Here is a 22,381-nt window from a genome sequence, read left to right as displayed (position 1 = left end):
CCGATCCGGGAAGCTGACAAAAACTCTCTATCCTATTGGAATTTATTTTTCTGTCGAGTTCATAAAGAATAAATTATTACTTAACGGTAACCAAACCTAATTTCAAAAGGCTTTCAGCAATTTGAACGGAATTCCAAGCTGCACCTTTTAATAGATTATCGGAAACCACCCATAAATGGAAGCCTTTATCTTCATCCAAATCTTTGCGAATCCGACCGACGAATACATCATTCTTGCCGACGGATGAAGCAGGTGTTGGGTAAACTTGTTGTTCCGGTTCGTCTTCCAATACAATTCCAGGTGCCGTTCTCATTAAATCCTTGATTTGAGAAGCCGCTATGCCTTCTTTTTCAACTTCAATGTATACAGATTCCGAATGACCTGTTACAACAGGAAGCCTCACGCAAGTTGCAGCAACTGGAAGGTCTTGCATATGCATGATTTTCTTTGTTTCATTAATCATTTTCATCTCTTCGAATGTGTACCCATTATCTTGGAATTTATCGATTTGGGGAATGACGTTAAATGCGATTTGATAATGCTTTTCGTCCCCTTTTACCGGTAATATTTTCGGATCGATTTCTTTTTCATCAAGCAAGTCGCGAGCCTGTTCCTTTAATTCATTTATCGCTGCTGCACCTGCACCAGAAACAGCCTGGTAGGTAGAAACAACAATTTTTGACAAGCCATATGTCTGGCGGATAGGCTCTAATGCCACAACCATTTGGATAGTTGAACAATTCGGGTTTGCAATGATTCCATTATGCTGCTTCAAGTCTTCCTCATTTACTTCAGGAACGACTAGCGGCACATTTTCATCCATGCGGAAAGCGCTCGTATTATCCACCACTATCGCACCGCGTTTCACTGCTTCTGGAGCCAATTCCTTAGACACGCTTCCTCCAGCACTGAATAAAGCGATATCGATGCCTTCAAAGCTTTCAGGTTTTGCTTCCTGCACTTCGATTTCTTCGCCCTTAAACGTAAGTTTGATGCCTGCGGAACGAGCCGATGATAAAAAGATGATTTTCTTAATCGGTAAGTCCCTTTGTTCGAGTGTTGAAATCATTTGTTGTCCTACTGCTCCAGTTGCTCCCACAACTGCAATACGCAATCCCTGTGTCTCAGTCATTTATACATACTCCTTTTCTATCTCTTAAATTAGTTATTTGTTGGATTTATTACTTCTTGTTCAGAATATCATTTATTTTATCACATTAACATTCCAAAGGGTCGGACTTTAACAAAATATTCTGGTAGTGGAGTGGTTTTTTATAACTTCAACCTACAAATTTATGCATATATGTCAGTCGTTGAAAGCTAGATCCGTGGCAAAAACTTGTTCAGGCTAAATCATCCTTGAACCTTTCGACGATGACAGGTTGAATCTGTTCCCTCTCCAGTGCCGATATGATCGTATCCCTTATCATGCTCATCCTTGCAACCATGGAACTTGGTTTGCCTGTGGGATTATCCTGGCCATATGGAACAAAATAAATATCTTTTGCTGCCATCAGCCTCATTAGATTGACACCATTTAACCCAAGTGCATCATTTGTTGATATCGCGACCACGACTGGACGGTGATTCCTCATCGTCGCTTTTGCAGCCATAAGTACAGGCGAATCGGTAAGAGCATTTGCCATTTTACTCATTGAGTTACCCGTTAAAGGAGCGATCACCATACAATCGAGTGGCAATTTAGGTCCTAAAGGCTCCGCTTTGACGATTGTATCAACGACGTGATTCCCCGTCAATTTTTCTATCCTTTCGACCCAGTCTTCACCCTTTCCAAAACGGGTTTCCGTGTTTTGAACAGTCGATGTTACGATTGGGATGACTTCCGCTCCTTCATTTACAAGTTTTTCTATTTCCGGAAACACTTCATCATATGTGCAATGTGATCCTGTTAATCCGAAACCAATCCGTTTACCTTTGAGACTCATATCATTTTCCCCTTCCTTTTCAAGAACTCGCCTTGAATCAATAGTCCCAGTGCATTCGCTAATATCTGACCAGCTGTTTTCGGGGCAACTATACCCGGCAGGCTCGGTGCCAACAGCGCCTTAATTCCCCTTTTTTCAGCGTAACGAAAATCCGTCCCCCCCGGTTTTGAAGCAAGGTCGATGATTAATGTATGAACGGGCATATTAGCGATGACTTTTGCGGTAATTATGGGAAAAGGGATCGTATTGATACATATATCAACATTTTTCATTTCTGCAGCAAGATCATTTAAATGAAAAGGGGCTAATGCCATTTCACTGATCCTCGCTATATCTTCGCTTTTTCTTGCCCCCACCTTTACTTTTGCTCCAAGTGCCTGGAATGACCGGGCTACACTCATACCGACCCTTCCCAGTCCTAGAACGGCTACATTCGACCCATGGATAGTAAAATCCGTATGTTGAATGGCCATCATGATCGCACCCTCAACAGTGGGAATCGAATTATAAATAGCGACATCATCACGTTCGAACAATAGAACAAGTTTGCGATCCACTTTCTTGAATATTTCATCAAGGTAATCGTTACTGATTCCTGCATAAAAAGTGCAATGTTCCGGGGTATTTTTTATCATTTCTTCAGTCAAAACAACCTCTTCACTGGAAAAGATCGTTTCTACTTTCCCATCTGAATCCGTACCCCGGACAGGTAAAATAACTGAATCTAATTCCTTGAAGTTTATATCTTCCATTTTTTCCTTAACCGCTCCGGTAAAAGCATGGTCGAGCTGTTCAAAACCTACCAATAATAGCTTTGCATCAAGCTCCGTCAGTTTACGGACAACTTCAAGCTGACGCGCATCTCCACCAATTACAGCGATTTGCATGCCTGTAAGCATTAAAACCGTCACCTTCTTTATATAAAAGATCCTAAACATTCCTTGCCTCGTGATACAATTCCTTCAGGAAGCAATTCGGTTTTTGCTACATTCTCTAGTTACCCTGCCATCTTATGTTTTTACTTAAAAAACGGTGATAAGAAAAGAAAAAACGCCATAGCTATTGCCAGCTAAGGCGTTTTCGAGAGTGTATTTCGAGAAGTTCCAAGGAGTATGAAGCGAGCGTCATTATCCGTCCATATGCTCTCCGTCTTTAAGTGAAAGTCCTTCCTGAAAATCAATGATGACCATATCCGCACCGATTTTTTTTATATGTTCCCATGGCACTCTTATTTCACTGCCATTCCTTAAAAGGCCGAACCATTTGACAGATGGAATGATCAACGAGGTAATTTGTCCAGTTTCATCTATTTCCAAATCCGTCTGACCAAGGATTCCTAATCTTTCCGCCCTATTCACATCGACTATTTCCTTACCGCTCAGTTCGCTCAACCTCAATTTTGGTTCCCCCTTTTTCGTCTTCTATTCAATCTATATCCGAAAAAGGTGAACTTAGAAGGCATTTAACCAAATATTGTCCATAACTCTGGACCCTCCCGCACTCAAAGAAAAAAAGCCTGACCTCCCAATGAAGGATGGTCCAGACTTGTTCGTTATTATTTGTCCCAATTTTCCAGCGGGCTCACTAATGACAAGGAATGTTCCGTAAAGATCTGATTTGCCAATTCATTGACGGTATCCTCAGTCACTTCGTCAATCTTGATGATGATATCATCAAGGGAACGGTGCTCACCCAACATAAGCTCATTTTTCCCATTCCGGCTCATGCGGCTATTCGTGCTTTCAAGGCTGAGCATCAAGCTTCCTTTAAGTTGCTCTTTGCTATTCCTTAATTCCTTTTCCGTAATGCCATCTCTTTTTAAAGTATCCAATGTTTCCTGAATGGTTTCATACAGGCTGTCAAGCTGATTTGTGCCTGTCCCCCCATATACTGTCACCATACCGCTATCTTGATAGCTGGAATGATAAGAGTAAACGGAATAGGCAAGGCCGCGTTGCTCCCTGACGTCCTGGAATAGACGGCTGCTCATGCTTCCCCCAAGGATATTATTCAAGGTAATCAGGCTGTATGTTTTATCATTGCCGATTTCCAATCCGTTGTAACCAAGGCATAAGTGGGCTTGTTCCGTATCTTTTTTACGGGTGATCCTATTTTCGTGGAAGGAAGGTTTGACCAATTCAAGACGTTCTTCCCCTCCTTGATACGAGCCAAAGTAGCTTTCGACTTCATTGATCAATTTTTCATCCACATTCCCAGCAATGGACACGACTACCTTATCGGGTGTATACATGTCATGGACGTATTTTTTTAATGTATCACTATTGAAGGTTTCAAGCGTATTTTCCGTCCCTAGTATTGGATAACCAAGGGGGTGATTTTCATATACCGCCTTGCTTAAGAGGTCATGGACAATGTCATCTGGTGTGTCTTCGTACATTTTGATTTCTTCATAGACGACATTTTTTTCTTTTTTCAATTCTTCCCCATCAAATGTTGAGTTGAAGAACATATCAGCCAGGATTTCAAGCGCATAGCTTGCATGGTTATCCATTACTTTAGCATAATAGCATGTATATTCTTTTGAAGTGAATGCATTCACCTGTCCACCGATACTATCGAACGATTCGGCAATTTCACGCGCATTTCTCTTAGTTGTCCCTTTAAAGAACATATGCTCCAGAAAATGTGAAACCCCATTCAATTCTGGCGTTTCATTCCTTGAACCTGTTTTGATCCATACTCCAATTGCCGCTGAACGTACAGTTGGAATATTTTCCAATACAATTCTAACTCCATTTTGACACGTGTATTTCTTAATCAACTAACATTCCTCCCAATCATTCTATGCTGCCATCGTTACCAATACATTATGGATTCGATCGCTCTTCATCTACAGCTTCCGAAACGGTAACTACATCTAAATCTTTCTTTTTTATTTCAATTATTAACGTTTCCAATGATTTTGCAGTAGATTCAGTCGGATGCATCAATATAAATGCTCCAGGGTGTACCTTAGAAAGCACTCTTTGTTGAAGGACTTCAGGGCTTGGCTTTTGCCAGTCGATCGTATCCACACTCCACATGGCGGTCTCCATACCGAAAGAATCCGCGATTTTCACCGTTTCATCCCGGTAGCTTCCACTTGGTGGTGCGAACCATTTCATTTTCAAACCTGTCACAGCTTCAATGACTTCATTCGTTTTCCGAATTTCCTCACGTGTAGCTTGTGCGGATATGTTTTTCATATCTGGATGTGAATAAGAATGATTTCCAATTTCGTGTCCGCCACCCTTAATCATCTTGGCCAATTCTGGATTTTTCTTGGTCCAATTACCTTCAAGGAAAAATGTGGCCTTGACATTATTCTTTTTTAACACGGCCAACATATCTTGTAGGTATTCATTCCCCCAGGCCACATTGATTAAAAATGATACCACTGGCTTTTCGGGATGGGCCCGGTAAATGGGAGCCGGATCCAGATCCTCCATATGTATCTTTGCAGGGACCTGCTGAAATACCAGCTTATTCTTATCGAACACGCCCTCCTTCTTCATGGCTTTATACGAATCATCAATATTTACCTTCAGGCCATTATATGCAGGAACGGTTTTCCAAACAGAATCTATTCGTGCATCCTGTGGTGCAATCTCATATTTTTTTGTTGATTCTTTTATTTGTAAAAGAAGCTCGTCTTCTTGCTTCATAGAAGCAACTGAATCATCGGTTAATTGGGTCAAATAAATTTGTGTATATGGATTTTGCACTAATAACCATGATATACCTGCAATGGCACTTATCGCAACTATCTGCTTCCATTTATTATTCATTTTTTACGCCCCCTTCATACCAAAATGTATGAAGAAAACGGACAAGGTAGAACATGACATCCTTTTGACGCCATTCTCCCCATGGATATTCCAATACCTTTAAACAAAAAAAGCATGCAGATTCACAAGGAATCGCATGCCGGATTTATATTTTTCATTACGATTGAGAAGGGTTGGCTGCCTCTTTTTGCTCTTTCAAGACTGCTTTACGGGAAAGGTTAACCCTTCCTTGCTTATCGATCTCAGTGACTTTGACCAATAATTCATCGCCAAGTGAAACGACATCTTCCACTTTTCCGACTCTTTCTTCAGCCAGTTCAGAAATATGTACCAAACCGTCTTTACCATTGAAGATTTCAACGAAGGCACCGAACTTTTCGATACGTTTAACTTTACCTAAGTATAGTTCGCCCACTACGACTTCACGTACGATATCTTCAATGATTTTCTTCGCTTTTTGAATCATTGGTTCATCAGTAGAAGATATGAATACCGTTCCATCTTGTTCGATGTCGATTTTCACGCCAGTTTCTTCAATGATTTTGTTGATATGTTTTCCGCTCGGTCCAATGACATCACGGATCTTATCCGGATTTATGGACATTGTAACGATTTTTGGAGCATATTTGGATAACTGCTCACGCGGTTGATTGATCGTTGACATCATTGATTCCAAAATGTGCATCCGGCCATGTTTGGCTTGAAGTAAAGCTTCTTCAAGAATCTCTCTTGAAAGTCCTTCAATCTTAATATCCATTTGTAGGGCAGTAACACCTTTTGAAGTCCCTGCGACTTTAAAGTCCATGTCTCCCAGATGATCTTCCATACCTTGAATATCCGTTAAGATTGTATAGTGCTCACCTGATTTGACTAGGCCCATGGCTATACCGGCAACTGGAGCTTTCAATGGAACTCCGGCATCCATCATTGCCAAAGTGCTTGCACAGATACTTGCTTGTGATGTTGATCCGTTCGATTCAAGGACTTCAGATACAAGTCTGATTGTATATGGGAAGTCTTTATCGTTAGGAATGACAGGCTCCAATGCTCTTTCACCAAGTGCACCGTGACCGATTTCACGGCGTCCTGCCCCACGGATAGGACCAGTTTCACCTACACTGAAATGCGGGAAATTATAGTGATGCATAAAACGTTTTGACTCTTCGGTCCCAAGTCCGTCCAGAATCTGCACATCACCAAGTGCACCTAATGTACAGATGGATAGCGCTTGGGTTTGTCCGCGTGTGAACAATCCGGAACCATGTGTACGGGGCAGGATTGTGACTTCAGATGATAATGGTCTGATTTCGTCAGGATTACGGCCATCCGGGCGCACTTTTTCTTCCGTGATCAAACGGCGGACTTCGGATTTAACCAATTTATTAAGGATTTCTTTAATTTGCTTTAATTTTTCTTCATCAGTTTCTTCTTCATAATGAACCAACACACGATCTTTTACTGCTTTGATCGCGTCTTCACGAGCATGTTTTTCCTGAACTTGTACAGCTTTGTTCAAGTCTGCTTCACATAGGCCTTTCACTTCTGCTTCCAGTTCAGCATCCACTTGGTATAAAGTGACCTGCATTTTTTCCTTGCCGATTTCAGCAACGATTTTCTCTTGGAATGCAATGATCTTCTTGATTTCATCATGTCCGAACATGATTGCTTCAAGCATCGTTTCCTCTGGTACTTCATTCGCTCCGGCTTCAACCATGTTGATGGCATCTTTAGTGCCGGCAACCGTCAGATTGATGTCACTTTTAGCTAGTTGGTCAACAGTAGGGTTAATAATGAATTCATTATTGATTCTCCCCACTACAACTCCAGCAATCGGACCTTCGAACGGAATATCGGAAACTGAAAGTGCAAGGGAAGAACCTAGCATGGCTGCCATTTCCGTAGAGCAATCTTGATCGACACTCATGACCATGCTGATGATCTGAACATCGTTCCTGAAGCCATCGGCGAAAAGCGGACGGATTGGACGATCGATTAAACGGCTTGCAAGAATTGCCCTTTCACTCGGTCGTCCTTCTCGTTTGATGAAGCCTCCCGGAATTTTACCGACTGCATAAAGTCTTTCTTCATAGTTGACTGTCAAAGGGAAGAAGTCAACATTTCTAGGTTCCTTCGAAGCTGTCGCAGTACTTAATACAGCAGTTTCTCCATAACGGACTAAAACTGCCCCGTTCGCTTGTTTGGCTAATTGCCCTATCTCTACCGTTACATTACGGCCGGCCCAGTCAAATGAATACGTATGTTTTTCCTGTCCCATTTATTAAACCCCTCTCTGAATCTTCACTTAGAGGCTTAGTTTACCTAAACCTGTATTGGATTAAATCATTTATATGTGAAAGTAACTGAACTCGAGTTAAAACCAAACTATTCCTATTATGCACGAAAAAAACAAGCATTAACAGTAAAATGAATAAAAATTTTATTCATTTGATTATGTATATCCTGATCATTTATAAATGGAAAAGGACCCGGCTCCTGCCGAGTCCCAAGGACGAAGGCCCAGCCTTAAGTAGAACACGTCCAAATCATTTGATTAACACCAAAAAAGCGGGAAATTTCCCGCCTTCCTGAAAAAATTATCTACGTAGACCTAATTTGTTAATTAGTGTACGGTAACGAGTAACGTCTTTGTTACGTAGGTAAGTTAAAAGATTACGACGTTTACCTACCATTTTTAGAAGACCGCGACGTGAATGGTGGTCTTTTTTGTGTGTGCGTAAGTGATCGTTCAAGTTGTTGATTTCTTCTGTTAATACTGCGATTTGAACTTCTGGAGATCCAGTGTCAGTATCGTGAGTTCTGAATTCTGCGATAAGTTCGTTTTTGCGTACTTGAGTAATTGCCATGTTATTATTCCTCCTAAAATTCTGTAAAATCACCTATTACCGAGCCAGCGTCGGAGTCTCGACTAGCCAAGCAATGGTTATTTTCATACATACAATAGAATACATGTTTTTCATCAAAATTGCAAGTCTTGTCTTTTATGCTTCAAGCTTTGCAAAATAGGCTATTGCATTTTGCTTATCCGTTTCGATCTGAGCGACCAATGCTTCAAGTCCGGAAAATTTCTGCTCACTCCGAAGTCTTGTATGCCATTCAACCGAAACCTGGTCGCCATAAATATCTCCCGAGAACTCCAAGGCATGGACCTCTACAGTGGGATATTTAGGTTTTTCTTCGTGGAACGTAGGTTTGTATCCGACATTGCAAACCCCATTATACCATTTACCGCTTATTTTGATCCTGACGGCATACACGCCTGCAGCAGGGAAGATATAATCGTCACTTACTTCAATATTAGCGGTGGGGAAACCCAACTTCCTGCCCCGCTTTTCACCGTGAACGACATGACCTTTCGTTAAATAGCGTCGTCCAGCCAAATGATAAAAGTCGGAAAAGTTGCCATTACCGAGAGTTTCCCTGATTCTCGTCGAGCTAACCTTTTCATCTTCAAGTGTCTGTTTTGCAACGACTGTCTGCGAAAATCTGCCCTGTGCGTAAACAGGCAAATCTTCCATCGACCCTTGACCATAGCGACCGTATGAATAATCAAAGCCTGCAACTACATAACGGACATTCAGCCCGGCAATGTATTCGTCAACGAACCGTTCCGGCAGTACCGAAGCAAATTCCTTGCTGAAATGGACAATGAATAAATAATCGATCCCCATCGACTCTATGATATCCACCTTATCTTCAAGTGGAGTGATATAGCGGATATTTTCCGTTTTCCTACCCAGTACTGCAGAAGGGTGCGGGTCAAATGTCATGACTGCTGACTTAAGATTCATTTCTTCGGCTTGTTGCTTGGCGGTTTGAATGACAATTTGATGGCCTTTATGTATGCCATCAAAAAATCCAAGCGCCATTACAAGCTCGGGAAAATCATCCGTATTAAATTGATGAGGATGCTCTATTGCGATCACTTTCACCTTTCAATCTCCTCTTTCCGGCGGTAAAACGGTCTATAATTCTTGTGCCAATACTTTTACAGGTTTAATTAATCCCTCTTTTGTCGGATGTATTTGATAAATGGCAATGGCCTTATCTGCTGGATCGACCATCACAAATGGCATTCCTTTTTCAACAACAACATCCTTTGTTTGTTCCAATACCGCGCCGTTAAGTACTTTCTTTGCTACTTTATCACTAATCTGAAATTTGGGCAAATGAAATAATCCCCGCTCCAAAGGCAACAGAAATTCATCCGTTTGACCATTTTCCATGAACTCTTCCACTTCAGAAAATGTGAAACAGTCCTCCTGCTTAAAACCTGCTGATTCAATACGCGTCAAGTCTGACATATGAGCAGGAAAACCCAGTTCTTCACCCATCATGACTGCAAGTGTCCGAATATACGTTCCTTTGCTGCAATTTACTCGAAAACGAAAAGATATGGTTTTCCCTTTAAATTCAGAACGATCATCGAGAAGGGTAATATCATAGATGGTGACCTCCCTTGTCGGCCTCTCCACATCTATCCCTGCACGGGCATATTCATATAATTTCTTCCCGTTTACCTTTACCGCTGAAAACATCGGCGGCGTCTGTTCTATTTTTCCTGTCAATGATTCAAGCACTTCCAGAATCCGTTTACGCTGAATCACTTGATCAATCTTTTTCTCTTCGACTTTTTCGCCGCTTGCGTCTTCAGTTGTCGTCGAAAAACCAAGGGTCACTTCCCCTTCATAAGCTTTACCGGCCTCTGTCAGATATTCGGCTATCTTTGTTGCCCTGCCAATACAAATAGGTAAAACCCCTGTTACATCAGGATCTAAAGTACCTGTGTGCCCAACCTTTTTTGTCTTTAAAATTTTTCTTAATTTAAAAACACAATCATGGGATGTCAATCCCTTGGGTTTCCATAATGGAAGAATACCGTTCACGCTTTCACCTCATCTTTTATAAAACACCTTAAACGATTATGAATCCCGTCCAGAAAGGTGTTTTTCCTTTTTTTATATTCGGTTTCAAAAAAAAGAGACCGACTTCAAGAAGTGCAAAGCACTTATTGAGTCGGCCTCCTTTTACTGCTTGCTTATTCCTCGTCTTTTTCAGCCGGTTTATCCTCTGAATTGATTTGGGAAATCAACGACTCGATACGATTACCATAATCGACCGATTCATCAAATTCAAAAAACAGCTCAGGGGTTTTGCGCAGGCGGATTCGCTGCCCAATTTCTGAACGCATGAATCCTTTTGCCTTAGCTAGACCTTGCAGGGTTTTCTCCCTTTGTTCCTGGTCACCCAAAACGGAAATATAAACTGTTGCCTGTTGTAAATCGCCTGTAACCGCGACATCCGTCACTGTAACAAATCCGATTCTTGGATCTTTAATTTTTCGGCCGATAATTTCACTCAGCTCTTTTTTCATTTGTTCGCCAACACGATTTGAACGAAGGCTCATAATATCACCTCGATAGCCTAAAGCCAGTCTATATCTGTTATTGTTCGCTCTAGTTCCGGAAAAGAATCTAGAAATTTAAGGGCATTTTGAAGTTCCCGTTCAGTAGCCTTCCTTGAGGATGTTACGGTTACGATTGAAATCTTTGTCCGCTGCCATAAATCCTGAAAATCGGTCTCTGCTACAGAAATATTGAACTTCTGCTTAAGCCGTGTCATGACACGCTGAAGCACGGCCCTTTTTTCTTTTAAAGAATGGGTGTCATGGATGATGCATTCACATTGGACGGAGCCAACGATCATTTACGTTCGATCTCTTCCATTACATACGCTTCAATTACATCGCCTTCTTTAAGGTCGTTGTAATTTTTAATCGTAATACCGCACTCATAGTTCGTTGCCACTTCTTTAACATCATCTTTAAAACGTTTCAATGCATCAATTTCACCTTCGTAAATGACGACACCTTCACGAATTAAGCGAATTCCGCTATCACGTGTAATTTTTCCTTCTGTAACGTAAGAACCGGCAATCGTGCCTACCTTGGATACCTTGAAAGTCGTACGAACCTCAGCCTGACCGATAATTTTTTCTTCGAATTCAGGGTCAAGCATCCCTTTCATAGCCGACTCGATCTCTTCGATCGCTTTATAGATGATGCGGTGTAGGCGGACATCAACATTTTCTGATTCAGCTGCACGCTTCGCATTCACGTCAGGACGAACGTTAAATCCGATGACGATTGCATTCGAAGCTGTAGCAAGGATGATGTCAGACTCTGTAATGGCACCAACGCCTATGTGAATGATTTTCACTTTAGCGCCTTCCACCTCAATTTTATTCAGGGAAGCGGCTACTGCTTCCGCAGAACCTTGAACATCAGCTTTTAGAATGATGTTCAATTCTTTAATTTCCCCTTCTTTCATTTGTTCGAACAAAGTATCTAGGGTTACACGGGATTTCTCATTACGTTGTGAAGCAAGTTGTCTCTGTGCACGCACTTCCCCAACTTGACGGGCCGTTTTCTCATCTTCAAAGACGATGAAACGATCGCCGGCTTGCGGCACTTCGTTCAATCCAGTGATTTCAACCGGTGTTGAAGGACCTGCATCCTTAACACGGCGTCCAAGATCGTTGACCATCGCACGAACACGTCCGAATGTATTACCGATAACAATCGGATCCCCGATTTTCAACGTTCCGTTTTGAACAAGCAATGTGGCAACCGATCCGCGCCCTTTATCCAGGCGTGCTTCGATAACCGTTCCATTTGCTTTACGAGCTGGATTCGCTTTATACTCCTCGACTTCACTGACAAGAAGAATCATTTCAAGCAAGCTATCGATACCCTCACCGTTCTTAGCTGAAATTGGTACGAAAATTGTGTCTCCGCCCCATGCTTCAGAAACTAAACCATGTTCCGTCAATTCTTGCATGACACGGTCCGGATTGGCAGCTTCTTTATCCATCTTATTGACAGCGACGATAATTGGAACTTCTGCCGCTTTAGCATGGTTGATCGCTTCAATCGTTTGAGGCATAACGCCATCATCCGCAGCGACGACAAGAATGGTGATATCGGTAACTTGTGCACCGCGGGCACGCATTGTTGTAAACGCAGCATGACCTGGTGTATCAAGGAATGTGATTTTCTTATCGTTAACTTTAACTTGATAAGCACCGATATGCTGAGTGATTCCGCCCGCTTCGCCTTCAGTGACTTTTGTATGGCGTATAGAATCAAGCAATGTCGTTTTACCATGGTCAACGTGACCCATGATCGTCACGACAGCCGGACGTTCAATCAAATCTTCAGAAGCATCCTCAGTGACAAGTGATTCAAGGTCTGTTAGATCGACACGAATCTCTTCTTCGGCCACTACACCGTATTCCGCACAAATCAATTCAATTGCATCTTTATCCAAAGTTTGGTTGATTGTTGCCATAACACCAAGCATAAAGAGCTTTTTAATGATTTCAGAAGGTTCACGGTGAAGTTTTTTTCCAAGTTCCATAACCGTCAAAGACTCATAAAACGTAATTTTCTCTGGAAGTTCTCTTTCTTTACGTTTTGTAACAGGTGCCTGAGGCGCTTGTTGTCTTTGTTTATTATTTTTATTCTTGTTATTGCGACCCTTGTTGAACTGGCCGCCAGTTGGTTTTTTCGTCCCTACAGGTTTAACTGGTGGTTTCTTCTTCAGTTTTTCTTTATTGACAGTGCTCTTTTCATCCGCTTCGGCTTCGTACTTCGCAACCGTAGCGTTAGCTTTTGGCTCTTGGCTTTTATCTTCATTTTTAGGTTTGATTGAATCGTTTAATTTATTTACAGTTGAATCGTCTAATGCTGTCATATGGTTTGTTACCTCTATATTCATTTCTTTAAGTTTATTTATTACATCCTTGCTTGAAACGTTCTTTTGTTTTGCATATTCATATACACGCAATTTTGTCATACGTTCACCCCCGTAAAATTTAATCGAGCAGCGTTCGGAGTTTTTGTGCAAAACCTTCATCCAGAACTGCGACGGCAACTCTAGCATCCTTACCTATCGCATGGCCGAGCAATGACCTGCTTTCGACTCTTTTTAAAGGAACCTGATAAAATGCGCACTTATCAGATATTTTTTTTTCAGTGTTTTTTGAAGCGTCCGCGGATAAAATAACAACTTTGGCATTACCGCTTCTAATCTCTTTAACCACTAATTCTTCACCCGAAATTAGCTTGCGTGCTCGATTGGCCAAACCTAATAGAGACATCCATTGTTGTTGTTGGGTCATGGTGTTAGTTTTTCTCCTTATTCACTAATTCGAGCAATTGTTCATAAAGGGAAGAATCGATTTGGGTACTAAGGTGATTAGCCAGCACATTTTTCTTTTTGGCCAGCTCGATAACATCCCGATCAAGAGTCAAATAAGCTCCCCTTCCAGATTTCTTACCGGTCGGATCCAGGCTGACTTCCCCTTCTTTAGATCGAACGATGCGAATGAGTTCTTTCTTCGGCTTCATTTCGCCTGTTGCCACACATTTACGCATCGGGATTTTTTTTCGGTTATTCATCTTTTTTCACCTCGAATTACTCGTTATCCTCTTCGAAATCTGTTTCCTCTTCAGTAACATAACTATCTCTGCTCAAAAGGAATTCCTGTTCTTCCACAGGATATATGCCAGCTTCGCGGGCTTCCGTTTCACTCTTGATATCAATTTTCCAGCCTGTAAGCTTGGCAGCTAAACGGGCATTTTGTCCACGCTTACCAATTGCCAGGGAGAGTTGATAATCCGGAACGATTACAGTCGTCGCCTTTTCCTCTTCTTTAACAATGACCTCAAGTACTTTTGAAGGGCTTAAAGCATTCGCAACGAAAATGACCGGGTTCTCCGACCATTTGACGATATCGATCTTTTCACCTTTCAATTCGTTGACGATCGCCTGAACACGCTGGCCTTTTTGGCCTACACAGGAACCGACAGGATCGACTTCTTCGTTATCGGAGTGCACGGAGATTTTTGAACGGTCGCCTGCTTCGCGGGCAACTGACTTGATCTCGACTGTCCCATCGAAAATTTCAGGCACTTCGATTTCGAATAAACGTTTTAAAAGGCCAGGATGTGAACGGGATACAAAAATTTGCGGACCCTTGGAAGTCTTTTCAACTTTAGTGATGAAAACTTTAATGCGGTCATGCGGTTTATATTGTTCATTCGGCATTTGCTCATTCACCGGGAGCAAAGCCTCGATTTTACCTAAGCTCACATAAATGAATCGGGAATCCTGGCGTTGAACGATACCAGTCATGATATCCTCTTCACGATCGATGAATTCGGCATAAATGATGCCCCGTTCCGCTTCACGCACCCTTTGAGTGACGACTTGTTTTGCTGTTTGTGCAGCAATACGGCCGAAATCCTTAGGTGTTACTTCCATTTCGACAACATCCTCTAACTGATAGTTGGGATCAATTGCTCTTGCTTCTTCAACAGAAATTTCCAGACGCGAATCGAACACTTCGTCAACAACGTCTTTTCTGGCAAATACACGCATTGTTCCTTTACCAAGATTCAAGTCGATACGTACATTTTGTGCTTGGTTAAAGTTACGGCGATATGCCGATATAAGGGCAGATTCAATCGCGTCGATCAAAACCTCCCTGGAAATTCCTTTTTCGTTTTCTAAAATATAGAGAGCATCCAATAACTCATTGCCCATGGTGATCCCCCTTACGGATATTTAAATTAATGATTTGCTTGACTTAAGCGAAGGTAATCGCCAATCTTGCTTTGGCTACCTTTTCGAATGGTATGACGATCGTTTTCTTTCTTGTCTTGATTCTGACTTCGAGTGTCACTTCTTCACCATCGAAACTGGTTAAGATTCCTTCGAATTCTTTTTCATCTAAAATGGGCTCGTATGTTTTTATGTAAACATTTTTACCGATAGCATTAAGGAAATCCTTCTCTTTTTTCAGAGGCCTTTCAGCTCCGGGTGATGAAACTTCGAGAAAATAATTTTGTGGAATCGGATCAACCTCATCAAGCTTTTCACTGAGTTTTTCACTCACATTTCCGCAATCATCAATATCTACGCCTGTTTCTTTATCAATGTACACTCGAAGGAACCAGCTTTTACCTTCCTTCACATACTCCACTTCGACTAATTCAAGCTGCAATTCTTCTAGAATTGGTAATGCTAATTCCTCTACGACTTCCGTTACCTTTTTACTCATTTGTTTCCTCCATACGTGCGTTGTATGCGCTTGGTTTCGGATTCAAAATAAATGGTCATTACAACACGAAAGAGTGGGTTTCCCCACTCTTGCCATTGGTTCCTCTTAGTATTTCCAATAAAAATATACCATAATCAAGATATTTATGCAAATATCATGTCTGTTTCTTCCTTTTTGAAATCCGTTTCCTCTTTAAAATAAAGATAACTGATTTTGTTCAGGCAATGACTCCAGGCAGCCTTGTTTATCAAGGTATTCAAGGATGGTCTTCGAAACCTTACCCCGCTGTTGAAGGTCTTCTTTGGAAAGGAATTCACCATTTCCCCGCGCGTTGACGATATTGATCGCCGCATTCGTTCCAAGACCTGGAATCGAATTGAAAGGCGGAATCAAAGTATTTCCTTCAATCAGGAATTGATCTGCACTGGATTTGTACAAGTCCACTTTAGCGAATGAATATCCTCGTTCACACATTTCCAAAGCTAGTTCAAGAACCGTCAATGTATTCTTTTCCTTTGTGGATGCATCCAATCCCTTAACCATGATTTCTTCCATTTTTGCTTTGATCGCTTGCGATCCCCGTGTCATGGCGTCGATTTCAAAATCATCGGCACGTACTGTGAAATAGGCCGCATAATATAATAAGGGCAGATGCACTTTAAAATAGGCAATCCGGACAGCCATTAAGACGTAAGCTGCAGCATGGGCTTTCGGGAACATGTATTTAATCTTCTTACATGAATCGATATACCATTCCGGCACCTCATTTTTCCTCATTTCCTCTTCGAATTCCTCCGAGAGCCCTTTCCCTTTACGTACAGATTCCATGATTTTAAACGCCAGGGAAGGATCGAGACCTTGATAGATCAGATAGACCATAATATCATCCCGGCAGCCAATAACCTCACTTAGTGTACAGATCCGGTTGTGGATCAGTTCCTGTGCATTGCTCAGCCATACATCCGTACCGTGGGAAAGGCCTGAAATCTGAACAAGCTCGGAAAAAGTAGTAGGTTTCGTATCTTCAAGCATCTGCCGGACAAAACGCGTACCAAATTCCGGGATGCCTAGCGTACCCGTTTTACACATGATCTGTTCTTCGGTAACCCCTAAAGATTCAGTACTGCTGAATATTTTCATTACTTCCGGATCATCGGTAGGAACGGTCTTTGGATCAATGCCACTTAAATCTTGAAGCATCCGGATTACAGTCGGATCATCGTGTCCAAGTATATCAAGTTTCAAAATATTATCGTGAATGGAATGGAAATCAAAGTGAGTTGTTTTCCACTCTGAATTCCGGTCATCCGCAGGGAACTGAATTGGTGTGAAATCATAGATATCCATATAATCCGGAACGACGATGATTCCGCCCGGGTGCTGTCCAGTCGTCCTTTTCACACCAGTACAACCGGCAACAAGGCGATCGGTCTCGGCTCCGCGCATATGGATGTTATTATCAGAGGAATACCCTTTTACATATCCATAAGCCGTTTTTTCAGCAACCGTACCAATCGTTCCGGCACGATATACATATTCTTCACCGAATAAGACCTTCGTATAGTTATGGGCCTTCGGCTGATATTCACCGGAGAAGTTCAAGTCGATATCCGGAACCTTATCCCCTTTAAATCCAAGGAAAGTTTCAAACGGGATATCATGCCCGTCTTTTGTATAAGCGATGTTACAATCGGGACAGTCTTTATCGGGCAGGTCAAACCCGGAACCTACAGAACCGTCATTGAAGAATTCGGATTTCTTGCACTCAGGACATACATAATGCGGCGGAAGAGGGTTCACCTCTGTAATTTCAGTCATGGTGGCAACGAAAGATGATCCAACCGATCCCCTTGAGCCAACTAGATAACCATCATTCAATGATTTTTTAACAAGCTTGTGGGAAATTAAATAAATAACGGCAAAACCGTGGCCGATGATGCTTTTCAATTCTTTCTCAAGACGGGCTTCCACGATTTCCGGCAGGTTTTCTCCATAAATCTTCCTTGCCATGCCATAACTCATTTCACGCATCTCTTCATCTGCACCTTCAATTTTAGGTGTGTATAATTCATCCTTGATTGGCTTGATTTCTTCAATCATATCAGCGATTTTATTCGTGTTGGTTACCACGACCTCTTTGGCTTTCTCGGAGCCGAGGAAGGAGAATTCCCGCAGCATTTCATCTGTTGTCCGAAAATGTACGTCAGGAAGCTTATGACGATTCAGCGGATTTGCGCCGCCTTGTGAATTCACAAGGATTTTACGGTAAATTTTATCATTCGGATCCAAATAATGCACATTTCCCGTGGCTACGACTGGCTTGTCCAGCTTTTCACCAAGCTTGACGATATTGGAGATGATCGTTTCTAATGATTTATCATCCCGTACATATTCAAGCTCAATCAAATGCTGATACACTTCCTTCGGATGGATTTCAAGATAATCGTAGAATTCGGCGATATCGACGACTTCCTCAAAACCCTTCTGCATCATCCCTTCAAAAACTTCCCCTTTATCACATCCCGATCCGACCAGGATTCCTTCACGATACTTTTTAAGTTGTGAGCGCGGTAATCGAGGCACACGATAGAAATAATCGATGTGTGATATTGAAATTAATTTAAAAAGGTTTTTTAAGCCAGCCTGTGTTTGCGCGATCAACGTACAATGGGACGGCCGGGAACGCTGGTAAGCATTTCCTTTACCCATATTGTCATTAAGTTGATCATGATGGGTAATCTCCTTTTCCATTGCATCCTTCAGCATCTTCAGCATAAGGTAACCTGTTGCTTCGGCGTCATAAATGGCCCTATGATGCTGGGTCAAATCAATATCGAACTTTTTACATAATGTATTTAACCGGTGATTTTTAAACTCCGGATATAAGAAACGGGCAAGTTCCAATGTATCAAGCACTGGATTGGAAGCTTTAGGATAACCCAAGTTTTTATAACCTATATTCAAAAACCCCATATCGAAGGCCGCGTTGTGGGCAACCAGAATCGCATCGCCCGCCCAGTCCTTGAACTTTTCCAGCACTTCCGAGACTTCTGGAGCATTTTCTACAAGATCATCAGTGATTCCAGTCAATTCTATCGTCGTATTGGATAGTGGGTGATGCGGATTAGCAAATGACTCGAATCGATCAATGATGTCACCGTCACGGATTTTCACTGCAGCAAATTCAATGATCGTATCATAAACGGCTGACAGACCCGTCGTCTCTACGTCAAACACAACATAGGTGGCATCTGCCAAAGCGATATGGGCCTCATTATAAACGATGGGTACACCATCATTTACAAGATTCACTTCGACGCCATAAAGGATTTTGATACCATTCTTTTTCCCGGCACTATAAGCTTCAGGGAATGATTGTGCTCCCGCATGATCTGTAATGGCAACAGCCTTATGCCCCCACTTTGCAGCCTGGGCAACAAGCGCTGAAGTAGGTGTCACTGCATCCATCGAGCTCATTGGGGTATGCATATGCAGTTCTACACGCTTTTCTCCTTCTGGGGCCTTATCCTGCCGTCCTTGTTTAGAAATTTCATTTATATCATTTGCGATCATTACAAGGTCACGTACGAATGTATCATTTTGGATGCTTCCTTGGGCACGTACCCACATCCCTTTTTTCACTCGGGCAAGTATGGCAGCATCTTCTTTATCACGTGAAAACATTTTGACCAATATCGAGCTCGTATAATCCGTGACTTTAAATGTTAGCAGGCTTCGTCCGCTTCGCAACTCACGCACTTCTGCATCAAATACGAATCCTTCGATAGCAATCCTGCGCTCTTCATCGATAATTTGTTCGATTCTGCGGAAATCCGCATCTTCTTTAATCGTATAGCCAATTTTAACCGGTCCTTCGTAGACGCCATCGTCGCCGCCTTTTTCCGATTCTTTCTTCTGCATTTCCACTAGCGCAGCAAGTCCTTTTTCCGCGTCTTCCTTTTGTTTCTCTTCCAAAAACTTTTGGTAATCAGGATTCGACACCGTTTCCTTCACTTCCGCTTCAAGTGTCAACGGAGGAAAACCGAATGTTTGGTAGATATTCGAAATGATGCCGGAGTATTTTCGTTTCAGCTGACCAGCTTCCGTATCATTTCGGGCGCTTACGATAAGCTTATATCCATTTACCGTTGGCACTTGTTCATTCAGGAGCGATAACAGTGCTGGAGACATGCCTTCAAGCTCGCCAATGCAGTTTTTCCAATACTCTTTTACCAATTGTTCGGTCACTTGCGGATTGGCCACATTCAAGTTGAATGTGACCTTTGCAATATGGGAAAACGTACTTGCTAGATGAGTAGCAAGTCTTGTATGAACACTGCAAGGAATCAATGCAGGTATATTAAAGGCAAAATGCCATGTTTTGGACTCCCTCTCGATTGAGAGTTTATCAATTTCGGCACCTATGAAATAATTTACAAAGGCATCCTCGGTCAAGTCCATTTGCTGGAGCAAGAGTTGAAATCTCTCTCTACCGCTATTTGGATTTTGATCCATTCCCTCTCTCCCCTATCTACTATCTCTTTAGATATTATTCACTATCATTTTCTTTTTGATATCAGAGGCTATTATAACATATCATGAATGTTTCACTAGTATCCAAATCCATGAAAAGGAAAGGCATCATCCTATTGAATGATGCCTAGTTCCCCCATTTTTAAATTATCCCAGTATTTCGTGAAGCTTTTGAGTTAGTTCAGCTCTTTCAAGTTCAAGAACCTCACCCGTTTTGCGGATTTTCACTTCGACAATTCCGTCGGATGCCTTTTTACCAACAGTCACCCTGACAGGAAGACCGATCAAGTCGGAGTCTGCAAATTTTACGCCCGCACGTTCTTGACGATCATCCATTAGAACTTCCATGCCTTGTCCCTTTAAATCTTTATATAATTCTTCTGCCAGGGCAGCCTGAGCCTCATCCTTCATATTGATTGGAATCAAATGGACTTGATATGGCGCTAAATTCTTTGGCCAGACCAATCCTTTTTCATCGTTGAATTGTTCAGCGACAGCTGCAAGTGTACGGGAAACCCCAATACCATAACATCCCATGATCATTGGCTGCGACCGCCCATTCTCATCCAGGAATGTCGCATTCATAGCTTCGGAATATTTTGTTCCTAGCTTGAATACGTGGCCTACCTCAATCCCTTTGGCAAATTTAATTTTTCCGTTTCCGTCGGGTGATGGATCACCCTCTTGGATGAAACGAAGATCTATATAATTGGCCACGTTAAAATCACGAGCGGGATTGACGTTCACATAATGGTGGTCTTCCTCATTTGCACCACAAACTCCATTAACCATGGCTTCAACGGCAAGATCCGCAATCACTTCCACTTCAGAAGTGACATTTATTGGTCCAAGAGATCCAATGGCACATCCCAAGACTTCCTTCGTCTCATTTGGATCGACCAAATCAACGATTGAAGCGTTAAAGAAGTTCTTCAGCTTGATATCATTGACTTCATGATCTCCTCGTACCAAAACTAGCACATACTTTTCATCCACTTTAAACAATAATGATTTTATTAGTTTCGCTGCATCAGTATTCAGGAATGAAGCAACTTCTTCTATCGATTTTTGACCTGGTGTATGAATTTTTTCAAGTGCAATTTGTTCTTCGCCGCTTTTTTCATATTTTACATTCACAGGTGCCATTTCAATATTGGCTGCATAATCGGAAGTATCCGAATAAGCGATGGTATCCTCCCCTATTTCAGACAGGACCATGAATTCATGTGTATCCTTACCACCCATTGCCCCAGAATCGGCAATGACCGCACGGAAGTTCAACCCACAACGGCTAAATATGTTCGAATATGCCGCATATAAATTTTTATATACATCATCCAGGCTTTCTTGATTAGCATGGAAAGAATAAGCATCCTTCATGATGAACTCACGTCCACGCAACAATCCGAAACGCGGTCTTTTTTCATCACGGAATTTGGTTTGGATTTGGTAAACCGTCAATGGAAGACGCTTATAGGATTTCACCTCATCGCGAACTAAACTGGTTATCACTTCTTCATGCGTGGCACCAAGCGCAAATTCACGGTTGTTGCGATCCTTGAGCCGCATCAGCTCTGGACCATAAGTATACCAGCGTCCAGATTCCTGCCAGAATTCGGCTTGTTGTAAAGCCGGCATCAACAGTTCCACTGCACCAGCATTTTCCAGTTCTTCCCGAACGATCGCCTCAACCTTTTGAAGCACCTTTTTTCCAAGCGGCATAAAACTATAAACCCCGCTGGAATTTTGTCTCATAAATCCTGCACGCAATAGCAGCTGATGACTTTTGATTTCAGCATCTGCAGGCACTTCCCTCAATGTAGGGATCAACGTCATACTTTGTTTCATATTTGCACCTCTTCAATATTTCCTTTAAATTACTTGCAGCTTCGGTAAATTTTGATACCGCAACATTTTAATACGGTCATTTCATACAAAAAAGACTTTCCGGTCATTCAGAAAAGCTAATTT

General features: G+C 42.0%; 19 protein-coding genes. All 19 read right to left on the bottom strand.

Annotated elements, in window-relative coordinates; translation table 11 throughout:
* Nucleotides 1-76: 76 nt before the first annotated feature.
* Nucleotides 77-1,132, bottom strand: a complete 1,056-nt coding sequence (gene asd, locus MHB45_RS06205) for an aspartate-semialdehyde dehydrogenase (RefSeq protein ID WP_053534389.1) — start codon at nucleotides 1,130-1,132, stop codon at nucleotides 77-79.
* A gap of 211 nt (nucleotides 1,133-1,343) precedes the next feature.
* The gene (locus tag MHB45_RS06200) at nucleotides 1,344-1,946 is read right to left on the bottom strand and encodes a dipicolinate synthase subunit B (protein ID WP_034313581.1); all 603 of its coding nucleotides are present in this window, start codon (nucleotides 1,944-1,946) and stop codon (nucleotides 1,344-1,346) included.
* A complete protein-coding gene (gene dpaA / locus MHB45_RS06195) occupies nucleotides 1,943-2,845 on the bottom strand; it encodes a dipicolinic acid synthetase subunit A (protein ID WP_048684752.1) in 903 nt (300 codons plus the stop codon). Before dpaA ends, MHB45_RS06200 begins: the two co-directional genes overlap by 4 nt.
* A gap of 228 nt (nucleotides 2,846-3,073) precedes the next feature.
* Complete coding sequence (locus tag MHB45_RS06190; protein WP_048684753.1) at nucleotides 3,074-3,343, bottom strand: YlmC/YmxH family sporulation protein; 270 nt, start codon at nucleotides 3,341-3,343, stop codon at nucleotides 3,074-3,076.
* A 158-nt stretch (nucleotides 3,344-3,501) separates the two neighbouring features.
* A complete protein-coding gene (locus MHB45_RS06185; protein ID WP_034313588.1) occupies nucleotides 3,502-4,728 on the bottom strand; it encodes a M16 family metallopeptidase in 1,227 nt (408 codons plus the stop codon).
* Between the two features lie 46 nt (nucleotides 4,729-4,774).
* Nucleotides 4,775-5,734 carry a polysaccharide deacetylase family protein gene (locus MHB45_RS06180; RefSeq protein ID WP_048684756.1) on the bottom strand — a complete coding sequence of 320 codons (960 nt, stop codon included), beginning with the start codon at nucleotides 5,732-5,734 and terminating at the stop codon, nucleotides 4,775-4,777.
* 157 nt (nucleotides 5,735-5,891) lie between these two features.
* Nucleotides 5,892-8,009 carry a polyribonucleotide nucleotidyltransferase gene (pnp, locus tag MHB45_RS06175; RefSeq protein ID WP_034313594.1) on the bottom strand — a complete coding sequence of 706 codons (2,118 nt, stop codon included), beginning with the start codon at nucleotides 8,007-8,009 and terminating at the stop codon, nucleotides 5,892-5,894.
* Nucleotides 8,010-8,328: 319 nt separating this feature from the next.
* Nucleotides 8,329-8,598 carry a 30S ribosomal protein S15 gene (rpsO, locus tag MHB45_RS06170; RefSeq protein ID WP_034313598.1) on the bottom strand — a complete coding sequence of 90 codons (270 nt, stop codon included), beginning with the start codon at nucleotides 8,596-8,598 and terminating at the stop codon, nucleotides 8,329-8,331.
* A gap of 135 nt (nucleotides 8,599-8,733) precedes the next feature.
* Nucleotides 8,734-9,684 carry a bifunctional riboflavin kinase/FAD synthetase gene (gene ribF / locus MHB45_RS06165; RefSeq protein WP_072272735.1) on the bottom strand — a complete coding sequence of 317 codons (951 nt, stop codon included), beginning with the start codon at nucleotides 9,682-9,684 and terminating at the stop codon, nucleotides 8,734-8,736.
* Nucleotides 9,685-9,717: 33 nt separating this feature from the next.
* Entirely contained in the window at nucleotides 9,718-10,638 is a 921-nt protein-coding gene (gene truB, locus MHB45_RS06160; protein WP_048684760.1) for a tRNA pseudouridine(55) synthase TruB, read from the bottom strand.
* A gap of 152 nt (nucleotides 10,639-10,790) precedes the next feature.
* Nucleotides 10,791-11,159, bottom strand: a complete 369-nt coding sequence (gene rbfA, locus MHB45_RS06155) for a 30S ribosome-binding factor RbfA (protein WP_034313607.1) — start codon at nucleotides 11,157-11,159, stop codon at nucleotides 10,791-10,793.
* Between the two features lie 17 nt (nucleotides 11,160-11,176).
* Nucleotides 11,177-11,458, bottom strand: coding sequence for a DUF503 domain-containing protein (locus MHB45_RS06150; RefSeq protein WP_034313609.1), 282 nt, complete (start codon nucleotides 11,456-11,458; stop codon nucleotides 11,177-11,179).
* Nucleotides 11,455-13,608, bottom strand: coding sequence for a translation initiation factor IF-2 (infB, locus tag MHB45_RS06145; protein WP_048684762.1), 2,154 nt, complete (start codon nucleotides 13,606-13,608; stop codon nucleotides 11,455-11,457). The genes MHB45_RS06150 and infB overlap by 4 nt, the downstream gene beginning before the upstream one ends.
* A gap of 19 nt (nucleotides 13,609-13,627) precedes the next feature.
* Nucleotides 13,628-13,933: a YlxQ family RNA-binding protein gene (locus tag MHB45_RS06140; protein ID WP_034313614.1), complete on the bottom strand. Its 306-nt coding sequence runs from the start codon at nucleotides 13,931-13,933 to the stop codon at nucleotides 13,628-13,630.
* A 4-nt stretch (nucleotides 13,934-13,937) separates the two neighbouring features.
* The gene (rnpM, locus tag MHB45_RS06135) at nucleotides 13,938-14,213 is read right to left on the bottom strand and encodes an RNase P modulator RnpM (protein ID WP_034313617.1); all 276 of its coding nucleotides are present in this window, start codon (nucleotides 14,211-14,213) and stop codon (nucleotides 13,938-13,940) included.
* Between the two features lie 16 nt (nucleotides 14,214-14,229).
* Entirely contained in the window at nucleotides 14,230-15,360 is a 1,131-nt protein-coding gene (gene nusA, locus MHB45_RS06130; protein ID WP_048684764.1) for a transcription termination factor NusA, read from the bottom strand.
* 43 nt (nucleotides 15,361-15,403) lie between these two features.
* Nucleotides 15,404-15,877 (bottom strand): ribosome maturation factor RimP, encoded by a 474-nt coding sequence (gene rimP / locus MHB45_RS06125; protein ID WP_048684765.1) that lies wholly within the window; start codon nucleotides 15,875-15,877, stop codon nucleotides 15,404-15,406.
* 192 nt (nucleotides 15,878-16,069) lie between these two features.
* Nucleotides 16,070-20,392 carry a PolC-type DNA polymerase III gene (locus tag MHB45_RS06120; protein WP_048684767.1) on the bottom strand — a complete coding sequence of 1,441 codons (4,323 nt, stop codon included), beginning with the start codon at nucleotides 20,390-20,392 and terminating at the stop codon, nucleotides 16,070-16,072.
* Between the two features lie 165 nt (nucleotides 20,393-20,557).
* Nucleotides 20,558-22,258: a proline--tRNA ligase gene (locus MHB45_RS06115; RefSeq protein WP_072272733.1), complete on the bottom strand. Its 1,701-nt coding sequence runs from the start codon at nucleotides 22,256-22,258 to the stop codon at nucleotides 20,558-20,560.
* Between the last annotated feature and the right edge of the window lie 123 nt (nucleotides 22,259-22,381).

The organism is Peribacillus sp. FSL K6-5616, assembly GCF_038008245.1.
Taxonomy (GTDB): domain Bacteria; phylum Bacillota; class Bacilli; order Bacillales; family DSM-1321; genus Peribacillus; species Peribacillus frigoritolerans.
The sequence above is the reverse complement of the archived record's forward strand: the minus strand, read 5'-3'. Positions and strand labels throughout refer to the sequence as shown.

Excerpts from the sequence above, each read along its gene's own strand:
- MHB45_RS06200 (WP_034313581.1), bottom strand. The coding sequence starts at position 1,946 with ATGAGTCTCAAAGGTAAACGGATTGGTTTCGGATTAACAGGATCACAT.
- MHB45_RS06115 (WP_072272733.1), bottom strand. The coding sequence starts at position 22,258 with ATGAAACAAAGTATGACGTTGATCCCTACATTGAGGGAAGTGCCTGCA.
- infB (WP_048684762.1), bottom strand. The coding sequence starts at position 13,608 with ATGACAAAATTGCGTGTATATGAATATGCAAAACAAAAGAACGTTTCA.
- dpaA (WP_048684752.1), bottom strand. The coding sequence starts at position 2,845 with ATGCTTACAGGCATGCAAATCGCTGTAATTGGTGGAGATGCGCGTCAG.
- rimP (WP_048684765.1), bottom strand. The coding sequence starts at position 15,877 with ATGAGTAAAAAGGTAACGGAAGTCGTAGAGGAATTAGCATTACCAATT.
- asd (WP_053534389.1), bottom strand. The coding sequence starts at position 1,132 with ATGACTGAGACACAGGGATTGCGTATTGCAGTTGTGGGAGCAACTGGA.
- rnpM (WP_034313617.1), bottom strand. The coding sequence starts at position 14,213 with ATGAATAACCGAAAAAAAATCCCGATGCGTAAATGTGTGGCAACAGGC.
- rbfA (WP_034313607.1), bottom strand. The coding sequence starts at position 11,159 with ATGAGCCTTCGTTCAAATCGTGTTGGCGAACAAATGAAAAAAGAGCTG.
- MHB45_RS06150 (WP_034313609.1), bottom strand. The coding sequence starts at position 11,458 with ATGATCGTTGGCTCCGTCCAATGTGAATGCATCATCCATGACACCCAT.
- MHB45_RS06180 (WP_048684756.1), bottom strand. The coding sequence starts at position 5,734 with ATGAATAATAAATGGAAGCAGATAGTTGCGATAAGTGCCATTGCAGGT.
- rpsO (WP_034313598.1), bottom strand. The coding sequence starts at position 8,598 with ATGGCAATTACTCAAGTACGCAAAAACGAACTTATCGCAGAATTCAGA.
- MHB45_RS06120 (WP_048684767.1), bottom strand. The coding sequence starts at position 20,392 with ATGGATCAAAATCCAAATAGCGGTAGAGAGAGATTTCAACTCTTGCTC.
- MHB45_RS06140 (WP_034313614.1), bottom strand. The coding sequence starts at position 13,933 with ATGACCCAACAACAACAATGGATGTCTCTATTAGGTTTGGCCAATCGA.
- pnp (WP_034313594.1), bottom strand. The coding sequence starts at position 8,009 with ATGGGACAGGAAAAACATACGTATTCATTTGACTGGGCCGGCCGTAAT.
- nusA (WP_048684764.1), bottom strand. The coding sequence starts at position 15,360 with ATGGGCAATGAGTTATTGGATGCTCTCTATATTTTAGAAAACGAAAAA.